General features: G+C 39.2%; 20 protein-coding genes. 19 read left to right on the top strand and 1 reads right to left on the bottom strand.

From position 1 onward, the window contains the following. Positions 1–477 precede the first annotated feature (477 nt). The 19 genes from TOL5_RS18620 to TOL5_RS18530 all read left to right on the top strand — a co-directional run bounded on the left by TOL5_RS18620 (position 478) and on the right by TOL5_RS18530 (position 19,908). The gene (locus TOL5_RS18620; RefSeq protein ID WP_010591029.1) at positions 478–2,205 is read left to right on the top strand and encodes an acetolactate synthase 3 large subunit; all 1,728 of its coding nucleotides are present in this window, start codon (positions 478–480) and stop codon (positions 2,203–2,205) included. Then, positions 2,202–2,693, top strand: a complete 492-nt coding sequence (gene ilvN / locus TOL5_RS18615; RefSeq protein WP_004825027.1) for an acetolactate synthase small subunit — start codon at positions 2,202–2,204, stop codon at positions 2,691–2,693. The genes TOL5_RS18620 and ilvN overlap by 4 nt, the downstream gene beginning before the upstream one ends. A 147-nt stretch (positions 2,694–2,840) precedes the next feature. Beyond that, positions 2,841–3,857 (top strand): ketol-acid reductoisomerase, encoded by a 1,017-nt coding sequence (ilvC, locus tag TOL5_RS18610; protein ID WP_004825025.1) that lies wholly within the window; start codon positions 2,841–2,843, stop codon positions 3,855–3,857. 57 nt (positions 3,858–3,914) lie between these two features. After that, a complete protein-coding gene (locus TOL5_RS18605) occupies positions 3,915–4,838 on the top strand; it encodes a hypothetical protein (RefSeq protein ID WP_221260563.1) in 924 nt (307 codons plus the stop codon). 68 nt (positions 4,839–4,906) lie between these two features. Beyond that, a complete protein-coding gene (locus TOL5_RS18600; RefSeq protein WP_151780522.1) occupies positions 4,907–5,743 on the top strand; it encodes an XAC2610-related protein in 837 nt (278 codons plus the stop codon). 86 nt (positions 5,744–5,829) lie between these two features. Beyond that, positions 5,830–7,116: a glycosyltransferase family 4 protein gene (locus tag TOL5_RS18595; protein ID WP_151780521.1), complete on the top strand. Its 1,287-nt coding sequence runs from the start codon at positions 5,830–5,832 to the stop codon at positions 7,114–7,116. A 30-nt stretch (positions 7,117–7,146) separates the two neighbouring features. Next, positions 7,147–7,698, top strand: coding sequence for a phosphatase PAP2 family protein (locus TOL5_RS18590; RefSeq protein WP_151780520.1), 552 nt, complete (start codon positions 7,147–7,149; stop codon positions 7,696–7,698). A gap of 173 nt (positions 7,699–7,871) precedes the next feature. Then, complete coding sequence (iscX, locus tag TOL5_RS18585) at positions 7,872–8,072, top strand: Fe-S cluster assembly protein IscX (protein WP_004725877.1); 201 nt, start codon at positions 7,872–7,874, stop codon at positions 8,070–8,072. Positions 8,073–8,214: 142 nt separating this feature from the next. Then, a complete protein-coding gene (gene ndk, locus TOL5_RS18580) occupies positions 8,215–8,646 on the top strand; it encodes a nucleoside-diphosphate kinase (RefSeq protein WP_004725878.1) in 432 nt (143 codons plus the stop codon). 176 nt (positions 8,647–8,822) lie between these two features. Next, on the top strand, positions 8,823–10,073 hold the full coding sequence (gene rlmN / locus TOL5_RS18575; protein WP_151780519.1) for a 23S rRNA (adenine(2503)-C(2))-methyltransferase RlmN: 1,251 nt from the start codon (positions 8,823–8,825) through the stop codon (positions 10,071–10,073). A gap of 59 nt (positions 10,074–10,132) precedes the next feature. Continuing rightward, the gene (gene pilW / locus TOL5_RS18570; RefSeq protein WP_004825013.1) at positions 10,133–10,936 is read left to right on the top strand and encodes a type IV pilus biogenesis/stability protein PilW; all 804 of its coding nucleotides are present in this window, start codon (positions 10,133–10,135) and stop codon (positions 10,934–10,936) included. Further along, positions 10,927–11,715 carry a helix-turn-helix domain-containing protein gene (locus TOL5_RS18565; RefSeq protein ID WP_004825011.1) on the top strand — a complete coding sequence of 263 codons (789 nt, stop codon included), beginning with the start codon at positions 10,927–10,929 and terminating at the stop codon, positions 11,713–11,715. Before pilW ends, TOL5_RS18565 begins: the two co-directional genes overlap by 10 nt. 21 nt (positions 11,716–11,736) lie before the next feature. Next, positions 11,737–12,852, top strand: coding sequence for a flavodoxin-dependent (E)-4-hydroxy-3-methylbut-2-enyl-diphosphate synthase (gene ispG, locus TOL5_RS18560; RefSeq protein ID WP_042090325.1), 1,116 nt, complete (start codon positions 11,737–11,739; stop codon positions 12,850–12,852). Further along, on the top strand, positions 12,849–14,144 hold the full coding sequence (gene hisS, locus TOL5_RS18555; protein ID WP_042090326.1) for a histidine--tRNA ligase: 1,296 nt from the start codon (positions 12,849–12,851) through the stop codon (positions 14,142–14,144). The genes ispG and hisS overlap by 4 nt, the downstream gene beginning before the upstream one ends. A 30-nt stretch (positions 14,145–14,174) precedes the next feature. Next, complete coding sequence (locus TOL5_RS18550) at positions 14,175–14,876, top strand: YfgM family protein (protein WP_004825005.1); 702 nt, start codon at positions 14,175–14,177, stop codon at positions 14,874–14,876. Beyond that, positions 14,876–16,024 carry an outer membrane protein assembly factor BamB gene (gene bamB, locus TOL5_RS18545; RefSeq protein WP_100884483.1) on the top strand — a complete coding sequence of 383 codons (1,149 nt, stop codon included), beginning with the start codon at positions 14,876–14,878 and terminating at the stop codon, positions 16,022–16,024. Before TOL5_RS18550 ends, bamB begins: the two co-directional genes overlap by 1 nt. A 184-nt stretch (positions 16,025–16,208) precedes the next feature. After that, positions 16,209–17,618: a ribosome biogenesis GTPase Der gene (gene der, locus TOL5_RS18540; RefSeq protein ID WP_151780518.1), complete on the top strand. Its 1,410-nt coding sequence runs from the start codon at positions 16,209–16,211 to the stop codon at positions 17,616–17,618. Between the two features lie 83 nt (positions 17,619–17,701). Further along, positions 17,702–18,349: a 4'-phosphopantetheinyl transferase family protein gene (locus tag TOL5_RS18535; RefSeq protein ID WP_046759951.1), complete on the top strand. Its 648-nt coding sequence runs from the start codon at positions 17,702–17,704 to the stop codon at positions 18,347–18,349. A 335-nt stretch (positions 18,350–18,684) separates the two neighbouring features. Then, entirely contained in the window at positions 18,685–19,908 is a 1,224-nt protein-coding gene (locus TOL5_RS18530; protein ID WP_151780517.1) for an ammonium transporter, read from the top strand. A gap of 535 nt (positions 19,909–20,443) precedes the next feature. Here the strand turns inward: TOL5_RS18530 and rsfS are convergent. Beyond that, positions 20,444–20,845, bottom strand: a complete 402-nt coding sequence (rsfS, locus tag TOL5_RS18525) for a ribosome silencing factor (RefSeq protein ID WP_009584388.1) — start codon at positions 20,843–20,845, stop codon at positions 20,444–20,446. Positions 20,846–20,878 lie beyond the last annotated feature (33 nt).

Genomic DNA, 20,878 nt, shown 5'->3' with positions numbered 1-20,878 from the left:
TGGTGATAGGGTATTTTCCATACAAAAATATAAGTTTTAAAATAATTCTTTTGCAATTTTATTGAGTTATAAGTGATTGAAATTTTATTTATAATACACTTAAAAAAAAGGAATAGTTTTAAAAATAAACGGTTGGTAAATAATCAATAAAAACCTTATGAGAAACCTTGACTTTGTTCGCTAAAACTACAAAAATGCTTGCTCAAGTTTCAGATGTTTTTTTCGATCACCCTTCGAATAAAAGTATCAAAGCAAGCAATAACATTTTCTCTAAGCCGAGAAAATGACCAATACCGAAACATGTTTATCCCAACATATTTCAGTGATTCATACAGCCCACACGGTTGCGTGACGATTTATTTTTTTATTGCTGCAAAAACGAGTCAATATGTGTGCTATAACAGAGCGCACAATCAATGAATGAAACACAGTCTATGTCTCCCATAGTGCTGTGGAAAAAAGATTAGGGTGAATACGTTGGAACTTTTATCTGGTGGTGAAATGCTTGTTCGTGCATTGGCGGACGAAGGCGTTGAACATGTTTTTGGATACCCAGGCGGCGCAGTATTACATATTTATGATGCGCTATTTAAACAAGATAAAATTAATCATTACCTCGTGCGTCATGAGCAAGCTGCTGGTCACATGGCAGATGCATACTCACGCGTGACAGGTAAAACAGGTGTCGTACTGGTCACTTCTGGACCTGGCGCAACCAATACCGTAACACCAATCGCCACAGCTTATATGGACTCAATCCCAATGGTGATTTTGTCTGGACAGGTTGCAAGCCATCTGATTGGTGAAGACGCATTCCAAGAAACAGATATGGTGGGGATTTCTCGTCCAATCGTAAAACATAGTTTCCAAGTGCGTCATGCAAGTGAAATTCCTGCAATAATTAAAAAAGCATTTTATATCGCTTCTTCTGGACGTCCGGGTCCTGTTGTTGTTGATATTCCAAAGGATGCGACCAATCCTGCAGAAAAATTTGCGTATGAATATCCTGAAAAAGTAAAAATGCGTTCTTACCAGCCTCCGCATCGAGGTCATTCAGGTCAAATTCGTAAAGCAATTGATGAATTGGTGAATGCAAAGCGCCCAGTGATTTATACGGGTGGTGGTGTGGTTCAGGGAAATGCTTCTGAATTACTCACGGAATTGGCGCATTTATTAAATTATCCAGTGACCAATACCTTGATGGGGTTAGGTGCTTTTTCTGGAAATGATCCGCAATTCGTAGGCATGCTCGGAATGCATGGTACTTACGAAGCCAATATGACCATGGCAAATGCGGACGTTATTTTAGCAATCGGCGCACGTTTTGATGACCGTGTAACCAACAATCCTGCTAAATTCTGTCCAAATGCTAAAGTCATTCATATTGATATTGACCCTGCGACCATTTCGAAAACAATTATGGCGCATATTCCAATCGTGGGTGCGGTAGAGCCTGTACTTCAAGAGATGTTGGTTCAGTTGAAGCAAATGAATGTTTCAAAGCCAAATCCAGAAGCGATTGCAGATTGGTGGACACAAATCAATGAATGGCGCAAAGTTCATGGTTTGAAGTATGAAGCAGGTCAAGATGGTGTGATGAAGCCACAACAAGTGGTTGAAGCATTGGATAAGATTACCAATAGTCAAGCGATCATTACCTCTGACGTCGGTCAGCATCAAATGTTTGGTGCCTTGTATTATAAGTACACACGTCCACGCCAATGGATTAACTCAGGTGGTTTGGGGACAATGGGTGTAGGTTTGCCTTATGCAATGGCGGCAAAATTGGCATTCCCAGATCAACAGGTGGTGTGTATTACAGGTGAAGCATCTATTCAGATGTGTATCCAAGAGCTTTCTACATGTAAGCAATACGGCTTAAATGTGAAAATTCTTTGCTTAAATAACCGTGCTTTAGGAATGGTTAAGCAGTGGCAAGATATGAACTATGAAGGTCGTCATTCAAGTTCTTATGTTGAATCATTACCTGATTTTCCAAAACTTATGGAAGCATACGGACATGTTGGTATCCAGATTGACCATGCAGATGAGCTTGAATCTAAGCTTCAGGAAGCAATGGCGATCGACGATAAATGTGTGTTTATCAATGTCATGGTTGACCGTACAGAGCATGTATATCCAATGCTGATTGCAGGTCAGTCAATGAAAGATATGTGGTTGTCTAAAGGGGAGCGTACTGAATGAGACATATTATTTCTGTACTCGTTGAAAACGAAGCTGGTGCGCTTTCTCGTTTGGTGGGGTTGTTTTCTCAACGTAACTACAACATCGAAACTTTAAATGTAGCACCAACTGAAGATCCAACCATGTCGCGTTTGACATTGACGACTTATGGTGATGATCACAAGATCGAGCAGATTACCAAGCAACTCAACAAATTGGTTGAGGTGGTTAAGGTTGTTGATCTGTCTGAGGGTGCGCACATTGAGCGTGAACTGATGCTGATTAAAGTCAAAGCATTAGGTTCTGCACGTGCTGAGATCAAACGCACTGCGGATATTTTCCGTGCGCAAATTGTCGATGTAACACCAACGACTTATACCATTCAGATTGCGGGTACAACAGAAAAAATTGACGGCTTTATTGATGCGCTTGCAGAGAACACAATTTTAGAAGTGGTTCGTTCTGGCGTATCAGGTATTGCTCGCGGTGAAAAAGTTCTTTCACTGTAATTTATTCAACCCTTAATTAATTATTTGATTTTTTATTCCCTCATGTATAACCTCTTCTCGGAATAGAAGAGGGACTTAGACTAGAAGATTCCAAACAAAAATCTTCAGGATAAGAAGAGGAAACACAGCATTATAGCGGAGACAGCAATGCAAATTTTTTATGATAAAGACTGCGACTTATCTATCATCCAAGGTAAAAAAGTAGCGATCATTGGCTACGGTTCACAAGGTCACGCACATGCGCTTAACCTTAAAGATTCAGGTGTAGACGTTACTGTTGGTTTACGTGCTGGTTCAACTTCTTGGAAAAAAGCTGAGAATGCAGGTCTTAAAGTTGCTGAAGTTCCAGCTGCTGTTGCTCAAGCTGATTTAGTCATGATTTTGACGCCGGATGAGTTCCAATCACAACTTTATCGTGATGTGATTGAACCAAACATCAAAGAAGGCGCAACTTTGGCATTTGCTCATGGTTTCTCTGTTCTTTATAACCAAGTTGTTCCGCGTAAAGATTTAGATGTAATCATGGTTGCACCAAAAGCGCCTGGTCACACTGTACGTTCAGAGTTCCAACGTGGTTCAGGTGTTCCTGATTTGATCGCTATCCATCAAGATGCTTCTGGTAATGCACGTAATGTTGCACTTTCTTATGCTTCTGGCGTAGGTGGTGGTCGTACAGGAATCATCGAAACTTCATTCCGTGAAGAAACTGAAACTGACTTATTCGGTGAGCAAGCAGTTCTTTGTGGTGGTGCGGTTGAATTGGTTAAAATGGGTTATGAAACGCTTGTTGAAGCGGGTTATGCACCAGAAATGGCTTATTTCGAATGCTTACACGAACTTAAATTAATCGTTGATTTGATGTTCGAAGGCGGTATCGCAGACATGAACTATTCAGTATCAAACAATGCTGAATATGGTGAATATGTGACTGGTGTTGAAGTGATCAACGAGCAATCACGTGAAGCGATGCGTAATGCGCTTAAACGTATCCAATCTGGTGAATATGCGAAGATGTTCATTCAAGAAGGTGCGTTGAACTATCCATCAATGACTGCTCGCCGTCGTCAAAATGCAGCGCACGGTATCGAAGTAACAGGTTCTAAGTTACGTGCAATGATGCCTTGGATTCAAGCGAACAAAATCGTTGATAAAGAAAAGAACTAATTTCTTAATTAGCTGATTTTGTGCTATAAAAAACCCTTGCGTAAGCGAGGGTTTTTTATGGACTTAATAAGTTTAATATTAACAATAATATTTGGTGTGATAAGTATCTTTTTGGCTTGGAAAGCTATTTTTAGAACAAAAATTCAATTAATTACAGAAAGCTCTACTCTGTTGGCTAATTTAAGTAAAGCATCATCAGAACTAATTGTTTTTTACAAAAATGATGATGTTTCGAACGATCTTATCTTGGTAACTGGTTTTTTAATAAACTCAGGTAATAATGATATTAATAAAACAGATTTTGAAAAGCCAATAATATTATCTTTACCTGATAATGGGCTATGGCATGCTTTTAATATTCGTGCAAAAACAGAAGATATGGAAGTGGGGTATACTTTTGAAAGAAATAAATTGTTGTTGAACTTAGGGCTTTGGAAAAAAGAAGAAGGGTTTTATTTTGATGCACTAATTTCGATTAAAGGTGGTGATGATTTAAAAGATAAAATTTTTGATGAAATTGAAATTAAAACTAGAATTCATAATTTTTATAAAGTAGATAGAAAAAATAACTTGCCGAATAATTCTGAAGGGAAAAGAGGTAAGAAAAAATTTTTAATTGCAATAATTTCAAACATATTTCTTTTAGTATATATGGGAATTGGTATAGCTATGTATTGTGATGGAATAAGAGGGGGATATATTTATAATTTTTATAATGATAAAAATGAATTGTTAGATTTAGATGTGAAAGACTCTAAGGTAATAATAATAAACAAAAATACAAAGAAGGAAATAGAGAATGTCGAAGGTTTTTATAAAATGAAGCCTAGTGTATATAATAAAGAAAAAGTTGTAGATAAGTATACGGGGATTATATTATCTTTGGCAAGTCTTGGTATTTTATGCTGGCTTAATTATAAAATTTGGAGTGATTATCGAATGAATAAGAGAGTTAGAAAAATAAAAAAACTAATAAAATAGTGCTAATTCTTTTAATTTTTTGTGATAGATTGCACATTATTGATTATCGTTGAATATGGTTTTGAATCATGAAATTTAAACTTTTTCTCACTATGATGACTTTGTCTATTTCATGTTTTAGTTATGCTGAAACTCAGTCTACTTCTGTACAGGCAAATACCAGTTTAAAGCCATTGAGTGGTGTGCGTGTGTCGATGCAGCGTATGCTTAAATCAGGTGAAGGTCGTTATTATATGAACCTTTATGCAGGGATTGCACATCCGCATGGTGTACTTACTGATTTAATGAATGGTACAACGATAGACTTTAAAGGAACTCAAAAAGGCGATCAGTTAGATCTAAAATCACTGGCTTCAGAAGCAGATAACACGACTGTTGGCAAGTATCAACTGACAGGTGTGCTGAATGCAAATAGCGGATTGTTTAAAGCTACACTTTTAGAAGCAGGCAAAACAGCTAGGCAATCCATACAATTTGAACCTGCTTTTAAGGTCGTGAATAAACCAGTTTTTATCTTTAAATTCTATGGTCAGGACGATGCCAATAGCCCATTTGGCAAAACTTTAAAACGTGTAGATGTATTGAATAAAAACAACAATACTGTCGTGCAAAGCCTTACTGGGTTTACAGGCTATCCAAACAGTGTCGGTTATATGGATATCAATTTTGATGGTTATTATGATGTGATTGTTTCTGACTTATCTCAAGGGCGCACAGTAGAGGATAAACGCTATATTTATTGGATGTATAATCCAAAAACTCAACAGTTTCAGCGTTCTCCACAACTGGAAAAGATTGCAGGCTTTCCGAACCTGCATGGTGAAAAGCAACAGATTGACTTTGGCAATCGACAAGTTTACCAAGTGGAAAACGGTCTACTCATTCGCGTGAAAGGCGATCAGTAATTGGTCAAAAAACTGTCATAAAATAATCATTAAATTGTCAAGAAAATAACCTAATCTGTTAAAAAAATGAACAGATTAGGTATCGTATGAATAAACCGTTCGCGAACACCTTGCAATTTAAACAACAAGATTTTCCCGATAATATTCAGTATTATTTCAACCCAAACAACAAGAAAACGACAACGAATAATGATGACCTTATTCGTGATTTATCTCGACCTCGTCTCAAAATTGCAATCGTGACTGAAACATGGCCACCAGAAATTAATGGTGTTGCTTTATCTTTGATGCAACTGTGTAGGGGGTTGCAAAATCAAGGGCATAAAATTCTGCTTATTCGTCCTGAGCAAAAAGCGCAATGCTATGATTTCGTTCCCAATAAAGAATGCTTGGTGAATGGGCAGTCAATTCCAAAATATCCAGATATGAAGTTCGGTTGGCCACAATTCCTCAAAGTTTCTCAAGCGATTTCAGCATTTACACCCGATGTCGTGCATATCGTGACTGAAGGACCATTAGGATTTACAGCATTACACGCTGCAAAAACACGACGTATCCCCGTTTCAAGTGGCTTTCATTCACAATTCCAAGAGTTTAGTCGTTTCTTTGATTTGGCATTCTTGGTCAAGCCGATTCAAAGTTATTTGAGATGGTTTCATAATGCAACACAACTGACCTGTGTTCCCAGCCGTGACACTGAAATCGCTTTACGTGAATTTGGTGTGACCTGCCCATTGGTCGTCGTAGGCAGGGGGATTGATACAGATCGGTTTTCTTCACAACGTTATTCAGCACAGCTTAGACAGCAGTGGGGCGCAGATGAAAACACTACGGTGTTGATTTATGTTGGGCGTTTATCTTCGGAAAAAGAAGTTAATGTGGTAATTGATGCTTATTCGGCGTTACGTAAGCAATCACAGCGTCAAGTCAAATTGGTGTTGGTGGGAGATGGTCCTGATCGTAGCCGATTAGAAAAAATGCCAGGTGCAGAACATGTGATTTTCATGGGTAGCCTAAGTGGCACGCAACTTGCTGAAGCTTATGCAAGTGCCAATGTTTTTGTATTTGCCAGCCAAGTCGAAACATTTGGTAATGTGGTCATTGAGGCGATGGCAAGTGGCTTACCGATTATTGCCTATGATTATGCCTGTGCCCAACTTCATGGCAAACACACTCAAACAGGTTGGTTATGTTCAATTGGCGATATTCAACAGTTAACACAACATGTGTTGCAAATTCCAGATAACAACATGCTGAAACGCATGGGGCAACAAGCCATGCAAGATGTTCAAAGCATCGGATGGCAACATCCAGTTCATCAATTCGAAGAAGCACTATATCAGGTTACGCAGTATGCAAAACGGCTGACCTAGTTCATCTCAAATAATGAGAGGAGAGTGAAAATGAATTTTAAAAATACCAAAATAAAAATGCTCGATCTCGATCTTAGAGGTTGCTTATATCTCAATAACTTATCGCATACGCAAAGTGTTGCAACGTTTTTTAAAACCATTAGTCGTCTAGGTGATGGTGCTTTTTGGTGCGCAATGTTAATGCTGGTATTGTTGCAAAAAGGCTGGATGTATGGACTGCAATTGCTCTATGTCGTGGTTGCTGGTCTGTTAGGAACGGGGATTTATAAATTTCTAAAACATAAAACAGTTCGCCCGCGACCTTATCAAGTCCATCAGGTGATTATTTTAGGTGAGCGCCCTTTGGATCATTTTAGTTTTCCATCAGGTCATACACTACATGCTGTGATGGCAACGATTGTTTTTGGCTATATCCAACCCCTGATGTTATTTATCATGACACCTTTCACTGTGTTGATTGCGCTGTCACGAATGGTTTTGGGCTTGCATTATCCAAGTGATGTGATTGTTGGGGCACTGATTGGTGCAAGTGTCGCAAGCTTGATTGTTTTAACTGCGCCTTATTTAGGAGTTATTCTATGATGGTTTATTTATTGGTGGTGTGTAACTTGATTTTTAAAGAATCAGATGATTTTGATCATCAAGGTTTTAATTTTGAATGATGGTCTACACCTAGTCGCAAATATAGACGAATTGTCCACAGCCCCTAAGATTTGGTAAAGTAGCAGGATTAAATAAAGCAAAGGAACATGAGCATGGGCTTACGTTGGACAGACACGATTGACATCGCAATTGAACTCAGTGAAGCGCACCCAGATGTGGATCCACAATGGGTGCGTTTTACCGATATGCATGCTTGGATTTGTGCTTTGCCAGAGTTTAGTGATGATCCAACAAAATCGACAGAAGGTTTGTTGGAAGCTATTCAAATGGCATGGATTGATGAAGCAAATTAATCGCTTCTCGATGTAATTCAATGGTGGAATCTCACTACACATCGAAAAATCCAATTTTTTTACAGATTAAAAGCGGAAAATTATTCATTATTCGGTATAATGCGCCAAAAATTTCGTGTCAAATTGACTTAAGGAGCCAATCATGGCTATTGAACGTACTTTATCTATCGTAAAACCAGATGCAGTTGCTAAAAACCACATCGGTGACATCTTTGCTCGTTTCGAAAAAGCTGGTCTTAAAATCGTTGCGACTAAAATGAAACACCTTTCTAAAGCTGAAGCTGAAGGTTTCTATGCTGAGCATAAAGAACGTGGTTTCTTTGGTGATTTAGTTGCATTCATGACTTCTGGTCCAGTAGTTGTATCTGTTCTTGAAGGTGAAAACGCTGTTCTTGCTCACCGTGAAATTCTTGGTGCAACAAACCCTAAAGAAGCTGCTCCTGGTACAATCCGTGCTGATTTCGCTGTAAGCATCGATGAAAATGCTGCTCACGGTTCTGACTCAGTTGCATCTGCTGATCGTGAAGTAAACTACTTCTTCGCTCAAACTGAAGTTTGTCCACGTACTCGTTAATTCGACGTATTTAGGGTCTATTTTCTTATCCAATAAATCTTCGATTTATGAATTGATAACAGACCCGAAACCAGATAGGTGATATACTGCTTGTCTGGTTTTTTTATTTTTGTTGTTTTTATTGATTAAATGCTGATCAATATTTTTCATTATACGGCATGATTTAGGTAATCCCCATGAGTTCTGAAGTTGTCGCTTCATCGTTAAATTTAGATGAACAGCAGCCTGCATCGTCACATACAGTACAGGCTGACCGTGTTCAGTCTGTACATGCACAGAAAGTGAATTTACTTGGCATGTCACGTCCGCAATTGGAAAAATTCTTCGAAGAAATGGGGGAGAAAAAATTCCGTGCTGGGCAAGTAATGAAATGGATTCATCAGTTTTTTGTCACTGATTTTGCTGAAATGACCAATATTTCAGGCAAACTTCGAGAAAAATTAGAACGAATTTGCGAAATTAAGGCACCAGAGGTTGTTCATCGCAACTATTCAAAAGACGGCACACGTAAATGGGTTTTCCGTGTGGGCGATGGTGCAGGTTCACTGGTAGAAACCGTGTTGATTCCTGCTGAGGATAAGACGGGGTCACGTAAAACCTTATGTATTTCTTCACAAGTCGGCTGTGCGCTTGACTGTTCATTCTGTTCAACAGGTAAGCAGGGTTTTCAGCGTGATTTATTGCCAGATGAAATCATTGGGCAATTGTGGATGGCGAACTATTCTTATATGGAAGATGTACCAGTCGCAGAGCGCGAACGTTCTGTGACCAATGTGGTTATGATGGGAATGGGCGAACCACTGTTGAACTATGATGCAGTTTTGAGTTCGATGAATATCATGCTGGATGATTTTGCTTACGGAATGTCAAAACGCCGTGTCACATTATCGACATCAGGTGTTGTTCCGAAAATTGACCAATTGGCACAAGATATTGATGTTGCTTTGGCAATTTCCTTACACGCACCGAATGATGAATTGCGTAATGAATTGGTACCAATCAATAAGAAATATCCTTTGGCGCAATTGATTGCTGCATGTCAGCGTTATATTGCCAAAGATGGTAATGAAAGTTCACGCAAGCATGTGACGATTGAATATGTGATGTTGGATGGTGTGAACGATCAACCTGAACATGCACAACAAATGATTAAATTGCTGAAAAACTTACCAAGCAAAATTAATTTAATACCATTTAACCCATTTCCACATGCGCCTTATGGGCGTTCAAGCCGAAATCGAATTATTTCTTTCCAAAAAACTTTGTCTGATGCAGGTTTTGTGTGTACGATTCGTCAGACACGTGGAGATGATATTGATGCGGCTTGTGGACAATTGGTGGGGCAGGTTGCAGACCGTACACGTCGTGCTGAACAGTGGAAAAAGAAAGTGGCTGAACGTGGTGAAATTATACGTTCACAAGGTTAAAGATCTGTAGACATAGATTTATATCAACAATGAATCAGGGGCTGACTTTGAGAAAATCGATGTATCAAAAAGCAGTTGTAATATTGGCAATTGGTTTATCTGCATTGGTGGTACAGGGTTGTCAAACGACAAACTCAGACACAATTATAAAAAAAGATCCTGAGAAAGCCGTCAAAGTTCGTACCCAGTTAGCTGCGGAGTATATTCGATCAGGCGATCTGGATGCAGCCAAACGTGCACTTGATCAAGCCCTTGAAACAGATTCACGAGATTCAGCTGCCAATATGATGATGGGGGTTTTACTACAACAAGAAGGTAGTAAGATCAGCATGGAAAAAGCGGATGGCTATTTTAAGCGTGCGATTTCCAGTGATTCGAAAAATGCGCAGGCTCGTAATAATTATGGAACATATTTATTTGTTAGCGAGCGTTATAATGATGCGATTGAGCAATTGAGTATTGCAGGCGCATCTCTTGGATACGACCAGCGTTATAAGGCTTTAGAAAATTTGGGGCGGGTATATTTAAAAGTTGGTGATACAGCAAATGCCGAAAAAGCATTCAAAAATGCCCTACAAGTCAATCGCGATTCGATCATTTCTTTGGTAGAGTTGTCTGAGATTTTCTATTTGCAACAAAAAAATGCGCAAGCAAGTCAACTCTATGAACAATATGTTCGTTTAGTAGGTCAGGACAAACAGGGCGCAAGAGCACTCTGGATTGGTTTACGTATTGCACGTGCCAATAATGACCAGATGGGAATGCAAGTACTGGTGAACCAGTTGCGGGCATTATTCCCTGACAGTAAAGAATATCAACGTTATCTGCAATTACAGTACAGTACTGAGGCCGTATGGAAGTAAATCCTAATTCACAGCAACCTACAGGTTCAAACGTAGCATCTAATGGCTTAGGAAATGTTCAACGTCCAGGTGAGTACTTGCGTCAAATTCGAGTCTCGAAGAACCTAGACATTCAAGATGTTGCAAAAGAGCTGAAAATGCCTGTAAAAACCTTACAAGCATTAGAGCAAGATGAATATAAATCTTTGCCAGAAGCGACTTTTATTAAAGGCTATTATCGTTCATATGCGAAGTTTTTGGGTGTTGATGCAACTGTCATCATTCAACGTTTTGATGAAATTTATCAAAATGATACAGGGCTTTTGCCGAACCATGCATTGAACAATTCTCCGATCAAGATCATGGGTAAGCTTCCGGGTTCAAACAGCGATCGTAATAAAAAATGGTTGAAGCGTGCTTTGATTGCCATTGTTGCGATTGCAGTGATTTGGGCTTTGATCGCAGGAATTCAAAAGTTTACATCAAGTAAAAGCAATGACACTGATGCTAAACCACAAGAGTCTGAAGTAGAGGTATTGAACTTAAACAATGCAACTGCGACTTCTGGTGACCAAATGGTGTTGAATTTTAGCCATCCAACTTCTGTGCATATTGTGGACAGCACAGGGAAAGTTTTGGCAACTGGTCGTCAATCTGCGACATTAACACTGAGTGGTCAGTCACCATTCCAAATTCGACTCGATGATGCAACTGCTGTGTCATTAAGCCTTAATAATGAACAGATTTCATTGTCTCCATATACAGTGAACGGAAAAGCAGAATTCCGTTTGTCACGTTAATGGGCAAGAGTAGATAAGATCATGATTGAGAATCCAATCAAGCGTCGTCCAACACGTAAAATACGTGTGGGTTCGGTGTATGTCGGTGGTGATGCCCCGATCAGTATTCAAAGTATGACCAATACTGAAACATGTGATGTTGATGCAACGGTTGCGCAGATTCAACGCTGTGCAGATGTGGGCGCTGATATCATGCGTGTTTCAGTACCGACGATGGAAGCTGCCGAAGCTTTTGGTGAAATTCGTAAGCGTGTTACCGTTCCTTTGGTGGCGGACATTCATTTCGATTACAAGATTGCTTTGAAAGTCGCTGATATGGGTGCAGATTGTTTGCGTATCAACCCTGGCAATATTGGTTCTGAAGCCAAAATTCGTGAGGTTGTGGCTGCGGCACGTCATCATGATATTTCGATGCGTATTGGGGTCAATGCTGGATCTTTAGAGAAAGATATTCAAAAGAAATATGGTGAGCCAACAGGACAAGCTTTGCTTGAGTCTGCGATGCGTCATATTGATATCTTGGATCGTTTGGATTTTCAAGAATTTAAAGTGTCGGTAAAAGCGTCAAATGTATTTTTGACAATGGATGCTTATCGTTTATTATCTGCACAGATTGATAACCCACTGCATTTGGGTGTGACTGAAGCAGGGGTATATCGTACAGGTTCTGTGAAATCTGCGATTGCCTTAGGTGGTTTGTTGATGGAAGGCATTGGTGACACCATGCGTATTTCATTGGCAGCAGAGCCTGAAGAAGAAGTTAAAATTGGTTTTGATATTTTAAAATCATTGAGTCTTCGTTCAAATGGGATCAATTTTATTGCCTGTCCAAGTTGTTCACGTCAAGAATTTAACGTGATTAAGGTCATGCAGACTCTTGAAGAACGTTTGGAAGATATTCGTACTCCGATGGATGTATCTGTCATTGGGTGTAAAGTCAATGGTCCGGGTGAAGCCAAAGAAGCTGATATTGGTATTGTCGGTGCAAGTCCTCGTTCACTCGTGTATCGTAATGGCGAAAAGAGTCATTTAATAGATACAAATCAGTTGGTTGATGAAATCGAAACGATGGTTCGTCAACGTGTTCAAGAGCTTGAAAAAGCTAAAGCTAAAGAGATTATCCGTAGTTCATCATGAGTTCAATTGTCGCAATTAAAGGTTTTAACGATGTTCTTCCAACGCAAACTGCTGCATGGAGACGTCTTGAGCAACATTTAGCATCACTTATGGATGCTTATGGTTATCAGCAAATCCGTTTGCCGATCGTTGAACATACCCATTTGTTTAAACGTTCAATTGGTGATGCAACTGACATCGTTGAAAAGGAAATGTATACATTTCTGGATAAAGGTAATCCACCTGAATCTTTAACATTGCGTCCAGAAGGGACTGCGGGTTGTGTGCGTGCGATGTTGGAGCATAACTTGTTGCGTGGTGCGAATCCACGTGTTTGGTATGTGGGTCCAATGTTCCGTTATGAGAAACCTCAAAAAGGACGCTATCGCCAATTCCACCAATTTGGTGTTGAAACTTTTGGTGTGGCAACGCCAGATCAAGATGCTGAACTGATTCTCATGACTGCACGTTTGTGGAAGCGCATGGGGGTTGCAGATAAAGTTCAACTTGAGTTGAATACTTTGGGTGAATCTGATGAGCGTGCCGAGTATCGTGCAGCATTGGTTGAGTTTTTGACAGCTCATCAAGCAGACTTGGATGAAGATTCACAACGCCGTTTGACCACTAATCCTTTACGTATCTTAGATTCAAAAGATGCGCGTACCCAACAAATTCTTGAAAATGCGCCAAAGTTGCATGATTTCTTGAAAGAAGACAGTTTGAATCATTTTGCCCAGTTACAACAGTATTTAACGGATGCTGGAATTAGTTTTGTAATCAATCAAAAACTGGTACGTGGTTTAGATTATTACAATAAAACAGTATTTGAGTGGACCACAACGCATTTGGGTTCTCAAGGAACTGTCTGCGCAGGTGGTCGTTACGATGGTTTGGTTGGGCAGCTTAAAGGTAAGCCGGATCAATCTGTGCCAGCTGTGGGTTTCGCCATGGGGATGGAACGTTTATTGTTGTTGCTTGAGCAAGTTGAAGACAATACTCCAACGCGTGAGTGTGAGCTGTTTTTGCTTTCTGACCCGGCGACACAAGGGCAGGCTCTGGTTCTGGCTGAGCAAATGCGAGATCAAATCGAAACGGCAAACAGTGCAATCCGTTTAAAAACAGGTTCACAAGGTTCTATGAAGAGTCAAATGAAGAAAGCAGACCAGTCTGGTGCGATCTATGCATTGATCTTTGGTGAACGTGAAGCTGAAGCACAGCAAGTTTTAGTTAAAGAACTTGCTACAGCTGAACAACATGAAATTCAGGTGTCTGAAATAGTACCGTTTTTCATTGAAAAACTTTCGTCAAAATAAGCCGATAATCATAAGGAAAAGGGGAGTCAAATGAGCGCAATGACTGATGAAGAACAACTGGATAGTGTGAAGTCATTCTTTAAAAAATATGGCTCGGCTATGGTCACTGGTGTGCTCATTGCATTGATTGCCTTTTTCGGTTGGGAATATTGGCAAAAGAAAACTTTGGCTGAAAATCAAAACCAAACAGCTAAAATTCAACAATTGATGGATGAGGCAAGAGCAGCCAATGGTGATGCCAAAGTTACGGCTGCATTGGTGTCATCCGCAGATAAAATTGTGAAAGACAATCCAGATTCAGTGCAGGCGATTCAGGCTCAAATTATCATGGCAAAACTTGCTTATGATAAAAATGATTATGCCTTGGCTGAGCGTGAGTTGAAAAAAGTCGAAAATTCCAAAATTAAAGATGCTGGTTTGTTACAAGTTGTAAAAATCAAATTGGCTGATGCGCAATTGGCGCAAAAAAAGTTTGATGATGCTTTAAAAACCTTGTCAGCTGTGAATGATCCTGCATTTCAAGCCAGTGCTGATGAGATGAAAGGCGACATTTATGTAGCAAAAAATGATACTGAAAATGCCAAAAAATCGTATCAAGCAGCATGGAATGCAGTTGTTGAGCGTAAGCAAGAACGACAAATTTTACAAATTAAACTCGAAAGTGTTGGCGTATTAGTAGAAGATCCTGATCTTGAGCGCCCAATTTTAGCAACACAAGTGGATGAGTCTTAATGGATAGAAACTTTAAAATACCTTTTGCTTTAGCAATCTTATCAATCGCTTTAATCGGCTGTTCAAGCAATAAGACGAAAGAAGTTAAGATTAAGCCGAATCCACTCCCTAAAGTTGCACAAGCATCAAGCTTGGTTCAAGTTTTTTCGACCAGTGTTTCGTCGACCAGCAGTGAAGATGCACTGCGTCTTCGTTTGGATACGGACAATGGTGTCGTATTTGCTTTAGATCCAAAAGGTGAGGTGTCAGCCTATAAAGGCAAACAACGCCTATGGGAAGCTAAAGTGACCAAAGAAGGTCTAAGCTCAGGTGTTGAAGCTGCTGACGGTGTGGTGATTGTGGGCAATCAAAAAGGGCGCATCTTTGCTTTAGATCAAGCTACGGGTGCAACCAAATGGTCTACACAGTTATCGGGCGCAATCATTAGTTCAGCATTGATCCAATCTGGTCGAGTAATCGTGGTTGCAAATGATGGCACTGTCTATGCGTTAGATGTTGAGTCAGGTCAACAAGTCTGGACCTACAAATTACCAAATGCTTCGTTGAGCTTACGTGGTCAAGCTGCCCCAGTAAGTTTGGATCCGCGTACAGTGCTTATAGGAACATCTACAGGCTACCTTTTCGCAATTGATAGTCTTGCAGGTGTGCCTCGCTTACAACGTCGCGTTGCCGTTTCAGAAGGGCGTTCGGATATTCAACGTTTAATTGATGTTGATAGTGAACCTGTGGTTTCTGGGCAGTATGTCGTAACAACAAGTTTTCAAGGGCAAGTTACTGTGCTTGATTTAGCGACACAACGTATTTTGTGGAGTGAAAATTCAAGCAGTATCAATCGTCCAGAAGTGACAGATGGTAAAGTCATCGTGTCACAAACAGACGGTCAAATTATTGCGTATGATTTGATTACTGGGCAAGAAATCTGGAAAAATGAGCAATTGCTAAATCGTAACCTGAGTAATCCTGTGCTACTCGGCTCAAATCTTGTCGTTGGTGATTTGGATGGTTATTTGCATCAAATTGATCTCAACAGTGGAACTACACTGGGACGCGCTAAAACCAGTGGTGAAGTCCGTACCTTAAGAGTGATTGATAATCAGCTCTATGTTTCGACACGTAAAGGTGCTTTAAGTATTTGGCAAAGTCGTTAACTGATTAGGATTCTCTATTTTTTTAGTCTTGTGCTAAAATAGAGCCATCCGTAAGAATTTCATGCACGGGGTGATTGCAAATCAATACCCCGTGTTTTTATTTTAGGTTTTTCCTACTTTTCTTCCTATACATTTCTGATGTTCAGACCAGTCATACTGGCTGATCTTGAATAAAGGTTATTTTATGAAACCCGTAATTGCGCTCATTGGTCGTCCAAACGTCGGCAAATCAACGTTATTCAACCAGATTACCAAGAGCCGTGATGCACTTGTTGCTGACTTTGCAGGTCTAACCCGTGACCGCAAATATGGTGATGCAACGTATCAAAATAAATCTTTCATTGTTGTCGATACTGGGGGTATTGGTGAAAATGAAGGCGGTATCGATTCATATATGGCAGAACAATCAAAAACTGCGATAAATGAAGCGGATATTATTATTTTTGTCGTGGATGCGCGCGCAGGTTTATTGGCTTCAGATGAGCAGATTGCACGCGAGTTACGTACGCTTGGCAAAAAAGTGTATTTGGTTGCCAATAAAGTCGATGGTGTCCATGCGGAAGCTGCTTTAGTTGAATTCTATAAGTTGGGCATGGGCGAGCCTTTGCAAGTGGCTGCAAGTCATGGGCGTGGTGTTCAACAAATGCTTGAAGACGTCCTAACGGATATTCCTGAAGATGAAAATGAAGGTGAGCATGATCAAGCCACAGGTTTACGCTTAGCAATTATTGGTCGCCCAAATGTGGGTAAATCAACACTGGTCAACCGTTTATTGGGTGAAGAGCGTGTGGTGGCTTTTGACCAACCAGGTACAACGCGAGATTCAATCTATATTCCTTTTGAACGTGATGGGCGCAAATATACCTTGATTGATACGGCAGGGGTGCGCCGTAAAGGTAAAGTAGATGAAATGATTGAGAAATTCTCAGTTGTGAAAACGCTACAAGCCATGAAAGATGCACATGTTGTTGTGGTGGTGGTTGATGCGCGTGAAGGGATTGTTGAACAAGATTTGCATTTAATTGGTTATGCACTTGAAGCTGGTCGTGCGATGGTAATTGCCATTAATAAATGGGATAACATGACCGAATATGACCGGAAACAATGTAAATTAGATGTTGAACGTCGTTTTGATTTTATTCCTTGGGCAAAAATCCATTTAATTTCTGCTTTGCATGGCACAGGTGTGGGGGAGCTTTATCCATCTATCCATCGTGCTTATGATTCTTCTCATTTGAAAGTCTCACCTGCAAAATTGACTCAAATTTTGAATGATGCGACTGATGCACATCAACCACCAATGATTAGTGGTAAACGCATTAAAATGCGTTATGCGCATATGGGTGGGCAAAATCCACCAACGATTGTGATTCACGGTAACAAAGTGGATAAGACACCAGCAGATTATCGCCGTTATCTTGAAAATGTTTTCCGTAAAGTCTATAAGCTTGAAGGAACACCTGTTCGTATTGACTTTAAAACTTCAGAAAACCCATTCGAAGGGCGTAAAACCCAAGTGGATGAACGTACAGCAGCACGTCGCCGTCGTTATATTCAAAAGTTTAAAAAGGCTGAGAAAAAATTTAGCCGTTAATACAGTCCTCTATGTTGATAAAAACCCAAAGTGATCTTTGGGTTTTTTTGATTTAAACTAAGAAAAAATCTTTGGAATATATTGTGAATCGTACTATTCGGCTTGACCTTAATTCTATTCAAAATATTCTTCCCACTTTTCAATCACCTGATCGTAAAAGCCAAATTCAAGAACTCAAACATGCTATTTATGCATACCGTAATCAATTGATCTCTGATTTGTTATGCAAAGAAATCACAAACCCCAGTTTTGCTCAGACTGAATTTGGCAAACCATACTTAATTGATTATCCAAAGTTTCACGTGAATCATTCGCACAGCCAGCAACATTATGCATTGGCAAGTAGCCAACACATGCATGATTTAGGGGTGGATGTCGAAGATTTAGATCGTAAAGTGCGTTTTGAAGCACTGGCAAAACATGCTTTTCATCCTGAAGAATATCAGACTTGGCAGTCGTTAGATTTTGATCCAGTATTTTGGTTTAAAGTCTGGACAACCAAAGAAGCGATTTTAAAAGCTTCGGGCTTGGGGATTCGTTTAAGTTTAAATGAGCTTAATACGCATGTGCATCGTATAAATGATGGGGGATTATGTACTCATCCATTATTAGGCAGTTTTGCCTATCAGAATTTTAATCTCAGTCGGGTCATGCTTACGGTTGCGTGGCGTTCAGAATTATCCTGCAAAGGTTTTGCTTTTCCACAAATTGAAATTATTCAGCATGATTAAAATACGACTCAAAAGCACTGACTCAATTGAATGGTTGAATAAGAGGAATACATCTATTTTCTTGAATATACACTGCATTATAGACAGAAATTTTGATGTTTGTTTGTGTGAGTCAAGGACTGGTTTTTGCAAATCACCAAGCAAATTGAATATTATCAATATCATCTAAAATATATAAAGATCCTCAAGCCGATAAGTCGTGATAATTTCTTAAAAAAGAGTTTATTTATTCTGGAAATTCTCTATACTTGATAAATTAAATCAAAAGCAAGTCTCTGAAATATTAATTATTGTGAATTTAGAGTAATAAATGATCAATACATTAGGGTCAATGTGTGCAATTAAAATATCTCCTCAGTTTAATTTTTCTCATATTTGTTTGCCCAAATTTTGCATTTGCTTCCGCGATAGAAAGTGACATTGCTGCTTTTAATCTTATTACAAATTATAAACTTCTATTCCTTGGCGGTGTATTTGTCATCTTGATGCAAGCAGGTTTTGCTGTTGTTGAAGGTGGTTATGAAAATACCCAAAAATCCGTTTATGCACTGATTGTGAATTATATTTCAGCGATTTTAGGCACACTGTTTTTTAGTTTGGTGTGTTCCAAAATATTTCATGTTGATGTGGTGGATTCAGTCAATTATCTTAGTGCCATGTTACGGGGGTGGCATTGGAATCTTTTATTTTTCTATATGCTGATGGCAACCACGATAACCACTGTCGTTGGAAGAGTTATTCCAAATAGAACTTCTTTATGGGTCAACTGGATTGTCGGCTTTATGATCGCAGGGGTTATTTTTCCATTTTTCAGTAGTTGGGTTTGGGGAAATATTGCTTTTGGTGGTGGTTGGCTAAAAGCCTTAGGTTTTATCGATTTTGCTGGCTCAACTGTAGTACATTCAACTGCGGCATGGATTGTCTTGGCGGGATATTTCACCTCCAAATCAAATGATAAGCAGGAAATTTCTAAGAAAGACTTAATCTTTGAAGATTACAAAATTTTATCCTTGGCTTTGGCGGGTTTTATTCTTTGGTTAGCGTGGTCGGGCTTAAATATTGTTTATATTTCGACATACCGTATTGATATTGGTTTGATTGTCGTCAATGCTTTTGCCGCTTTATTTGGTGCAATGCTGGCTTCTTGGGCTTTAACTTTGTTGATGAATAATAAAATCATTTCATGGGCTGAATTGATCAAAGCTGCATTAGGTGGTTTGGTTGCAATTACCGCCAGTTGTGGTTTGGTGGGCTTTTCATCAGCATTGATTATTGGTTTGGTTTCAGGTGCATTGACAAACTATCTACCTCATTTGTTGACCCGTTGGATCGCTTCAAAACATATTCGCGAAGTTGTCGTGGTACATGGAATATGCGGCATTTGGGGAACTTTGGCAGTATCATTGAGTAACAATCCAAACATTCAACTCACTCATAGAGCCAGCGTACTGGATCAAATTATGGGAATTGGTGTGAATTTTATTTGGAGCTTTGGCGTTGCATTCCTAGTTTTTAAGCTGATTTGTAGCATCAATTCAAGATTTAAAGCTCAGATTTAAGACCCTTATGCTCAAACTGCCTGATGATTGATATGCATGATTTGATTTCAATCATTCATATTCAATCGGCTTTATACTTTTGTAAAGATTGCTAAAATCATAAGTGATTCATTTATTGCGTACTTTTAAATCATTGATAATCTTTCTATGGTGAGGCGACATAGATGTTGTAACGTCAAACTGAGTATATGAACATAAAGCAAAGTATATGAACAAAAGCAAAGCTTAATTGTGTTTGCTGCTCAACAATGTGGTTAAAAAATGAGTAAAGCCAAAAAAGAGTAAAGCAAAAAATGGGTGAAGCAAAGTAAGATATTGCCTAAGCAAATTTATTTAAACTTTAGAGCTAAAGTGTGACAATGAACGCTTTAGATCATTTGATAATAGATTCATTGCACTGATGTGAGAGATCAAGAAAAAATTTATAGTATCTTATGGGGTTTAATACATCGACTAGCGCTTATTAATGAAGGTTATAGATGCAAAAAAAGCGACATAAAGTCGCTTTTTCTATTTTTACAAGTTCAGAAAAAGTTTAGGCTACACTTTCAGGTGTTGCACGCCATAAACTTTCTAAATCGTAAAATTTACGTGCTGTTGGAAGCATTACATGCACAACCACAACACCGAGATCAATAAGGATCCATTCAGCATCTCTTTCACCCTCAACACCAATTGGGCGAAAACCTGCTTTACGTGCTTCATCAGCAACATTATCAGCAAGGGCTTTAACATGACGAGTTGATGTTCCGCTCGCAATAACAATAGCATCTGCTACATTACTGATTTTGCTTACATCAAGTTGAATAATATCTTTGGCTTTTACATCAAGTAGAGCTTCTTGTACGACATTTAAACAGGTCTGTACGTCTTGATTTTGAGTGTTCATTGCAAGTTCGTGAGAATTAGAAGCGCTGGGCGATGGTTCTAAATTCATATAAGGTATATTTTCCAGAAAATATCTCATCTT

Source organism: Acinetobacter sp. Tol 5 (genome assembly GCF_019702905.1).
Lineage (GTDB): Bacteria > Pseudomonadota > Gammaproteobacteria > Pseudomonadales > Moraxellaceae > Acinetobacter > Acinetobacter bereziniae.
Note: the sequence above shows the minus strand (reverse complement) of the source record. Positions and strands in the feature narration are given on the sequence as shown.

Coding starts and splice junctions, on each gene's coding strand:
- TOL5_RS18595 (WP_151780521.1), top strand. CDS start 5,830: ATGAATAAACCGTTCGCGAACACCTTGCAATTTAAACAACAAGATTTT.
- ndk (WP_004725878.1), top strand. CDS start 8,215: ATGGCTATTGAACGTACTTTATCTATCGTAAAACCAGATGCAGTTGCT.
- TOL5_RS18605 (WP_221260563.1), top strand. CDS start 3,915: ATGGACTTAATAAGTTTAATATTAACAATAATATTTGGTGTGATAAGT.
- ilvC (WP_004825025.1), top strand. CDS start 2,841: ATGCAAATTTTTTATGATAAAGACTGCGACTTATCTATCATCCAAGGT.
- pilW (WP_004825013.1), top strand. CDS start 10,133: ATGTATCAAAAAGCAGTTGTAATATTGGCAATTGGTTTATCTGCATTG.
- rlmN (WP_151780519.1), top strand. CDS start 8,823: ATGAGTTCTGAAGTTGTCGCTTCATCGTTAAATTTAGATGAACAGCAG.
- ispG (WP_042090325.1), top strand. CDS start 11,737: ATGATTGAGAATCCAATCAAGCGTCGTCCAACACGTAAAATACGTGTG.
- der (WP_151780518.1), top strand. CDS start 16,209: ATGAAACCCGTAATTGCGCTCATTGGTCGTCCAAACGTCGGCAAATCA.
- TOL5_RS18550 (WP_004825005.1), top strand. CDS start 14,175: ATGAGCGCAATGACTGATGAAGAACAACTGGATAGTGTGAAGTCATTC.
- rsfS (WP_009584388.1), bottom strand. CDS start 20,845: ATGAATTTAGAACCATCGCCCAGCGCTTCTAATTCTCACGAACTTGCA.
- hisS (WP_042090326.1), top strand. CDS start 12,849: ATGAGTTCAATTGTCGCAATTAAAGGTTTTAACGATGTTCTTCCAACG.
- TOL5_RS18590 (WP_151780520.1), top strand. CDS start 7,147: ATGAATTTTAAAAATACCAAAATAAAAATGCTCGATCTCGATCTTAGA.
- ilvN (WP_004825027.1), top strand. CDS start 2,202: ATGAGACATATTATTTCTGTACTCGTTGAAAACGAAGCTGGTGCGCTT.
- iscX (WP_004725877.1), top strand. CDS start 7,872: ATGGGCTTACGTTGGACAGACACGATTGACATCGCAATTGAACTCAGT.
- bamB (WP_100884483.1), top strand. CDS start 14,876: ATGGATAGAAACTTTAAAATACCTTTTGCTTTAGCAATCTTATCAATC.
- TOL5_RS18600 (WP_151780522.1), top strand. CDS start 4,907: ATGAAATTTAAACTTTTTCTCACTATGATGACTTTGTCTATTTCATGT.
- TOL5_RS18565 (WP_004825011.1), top strand. CDS start 10,927: ATGGAAGTAAATCCTAATTCACAGCAACCTACAGGTTCAAACGTAGCA.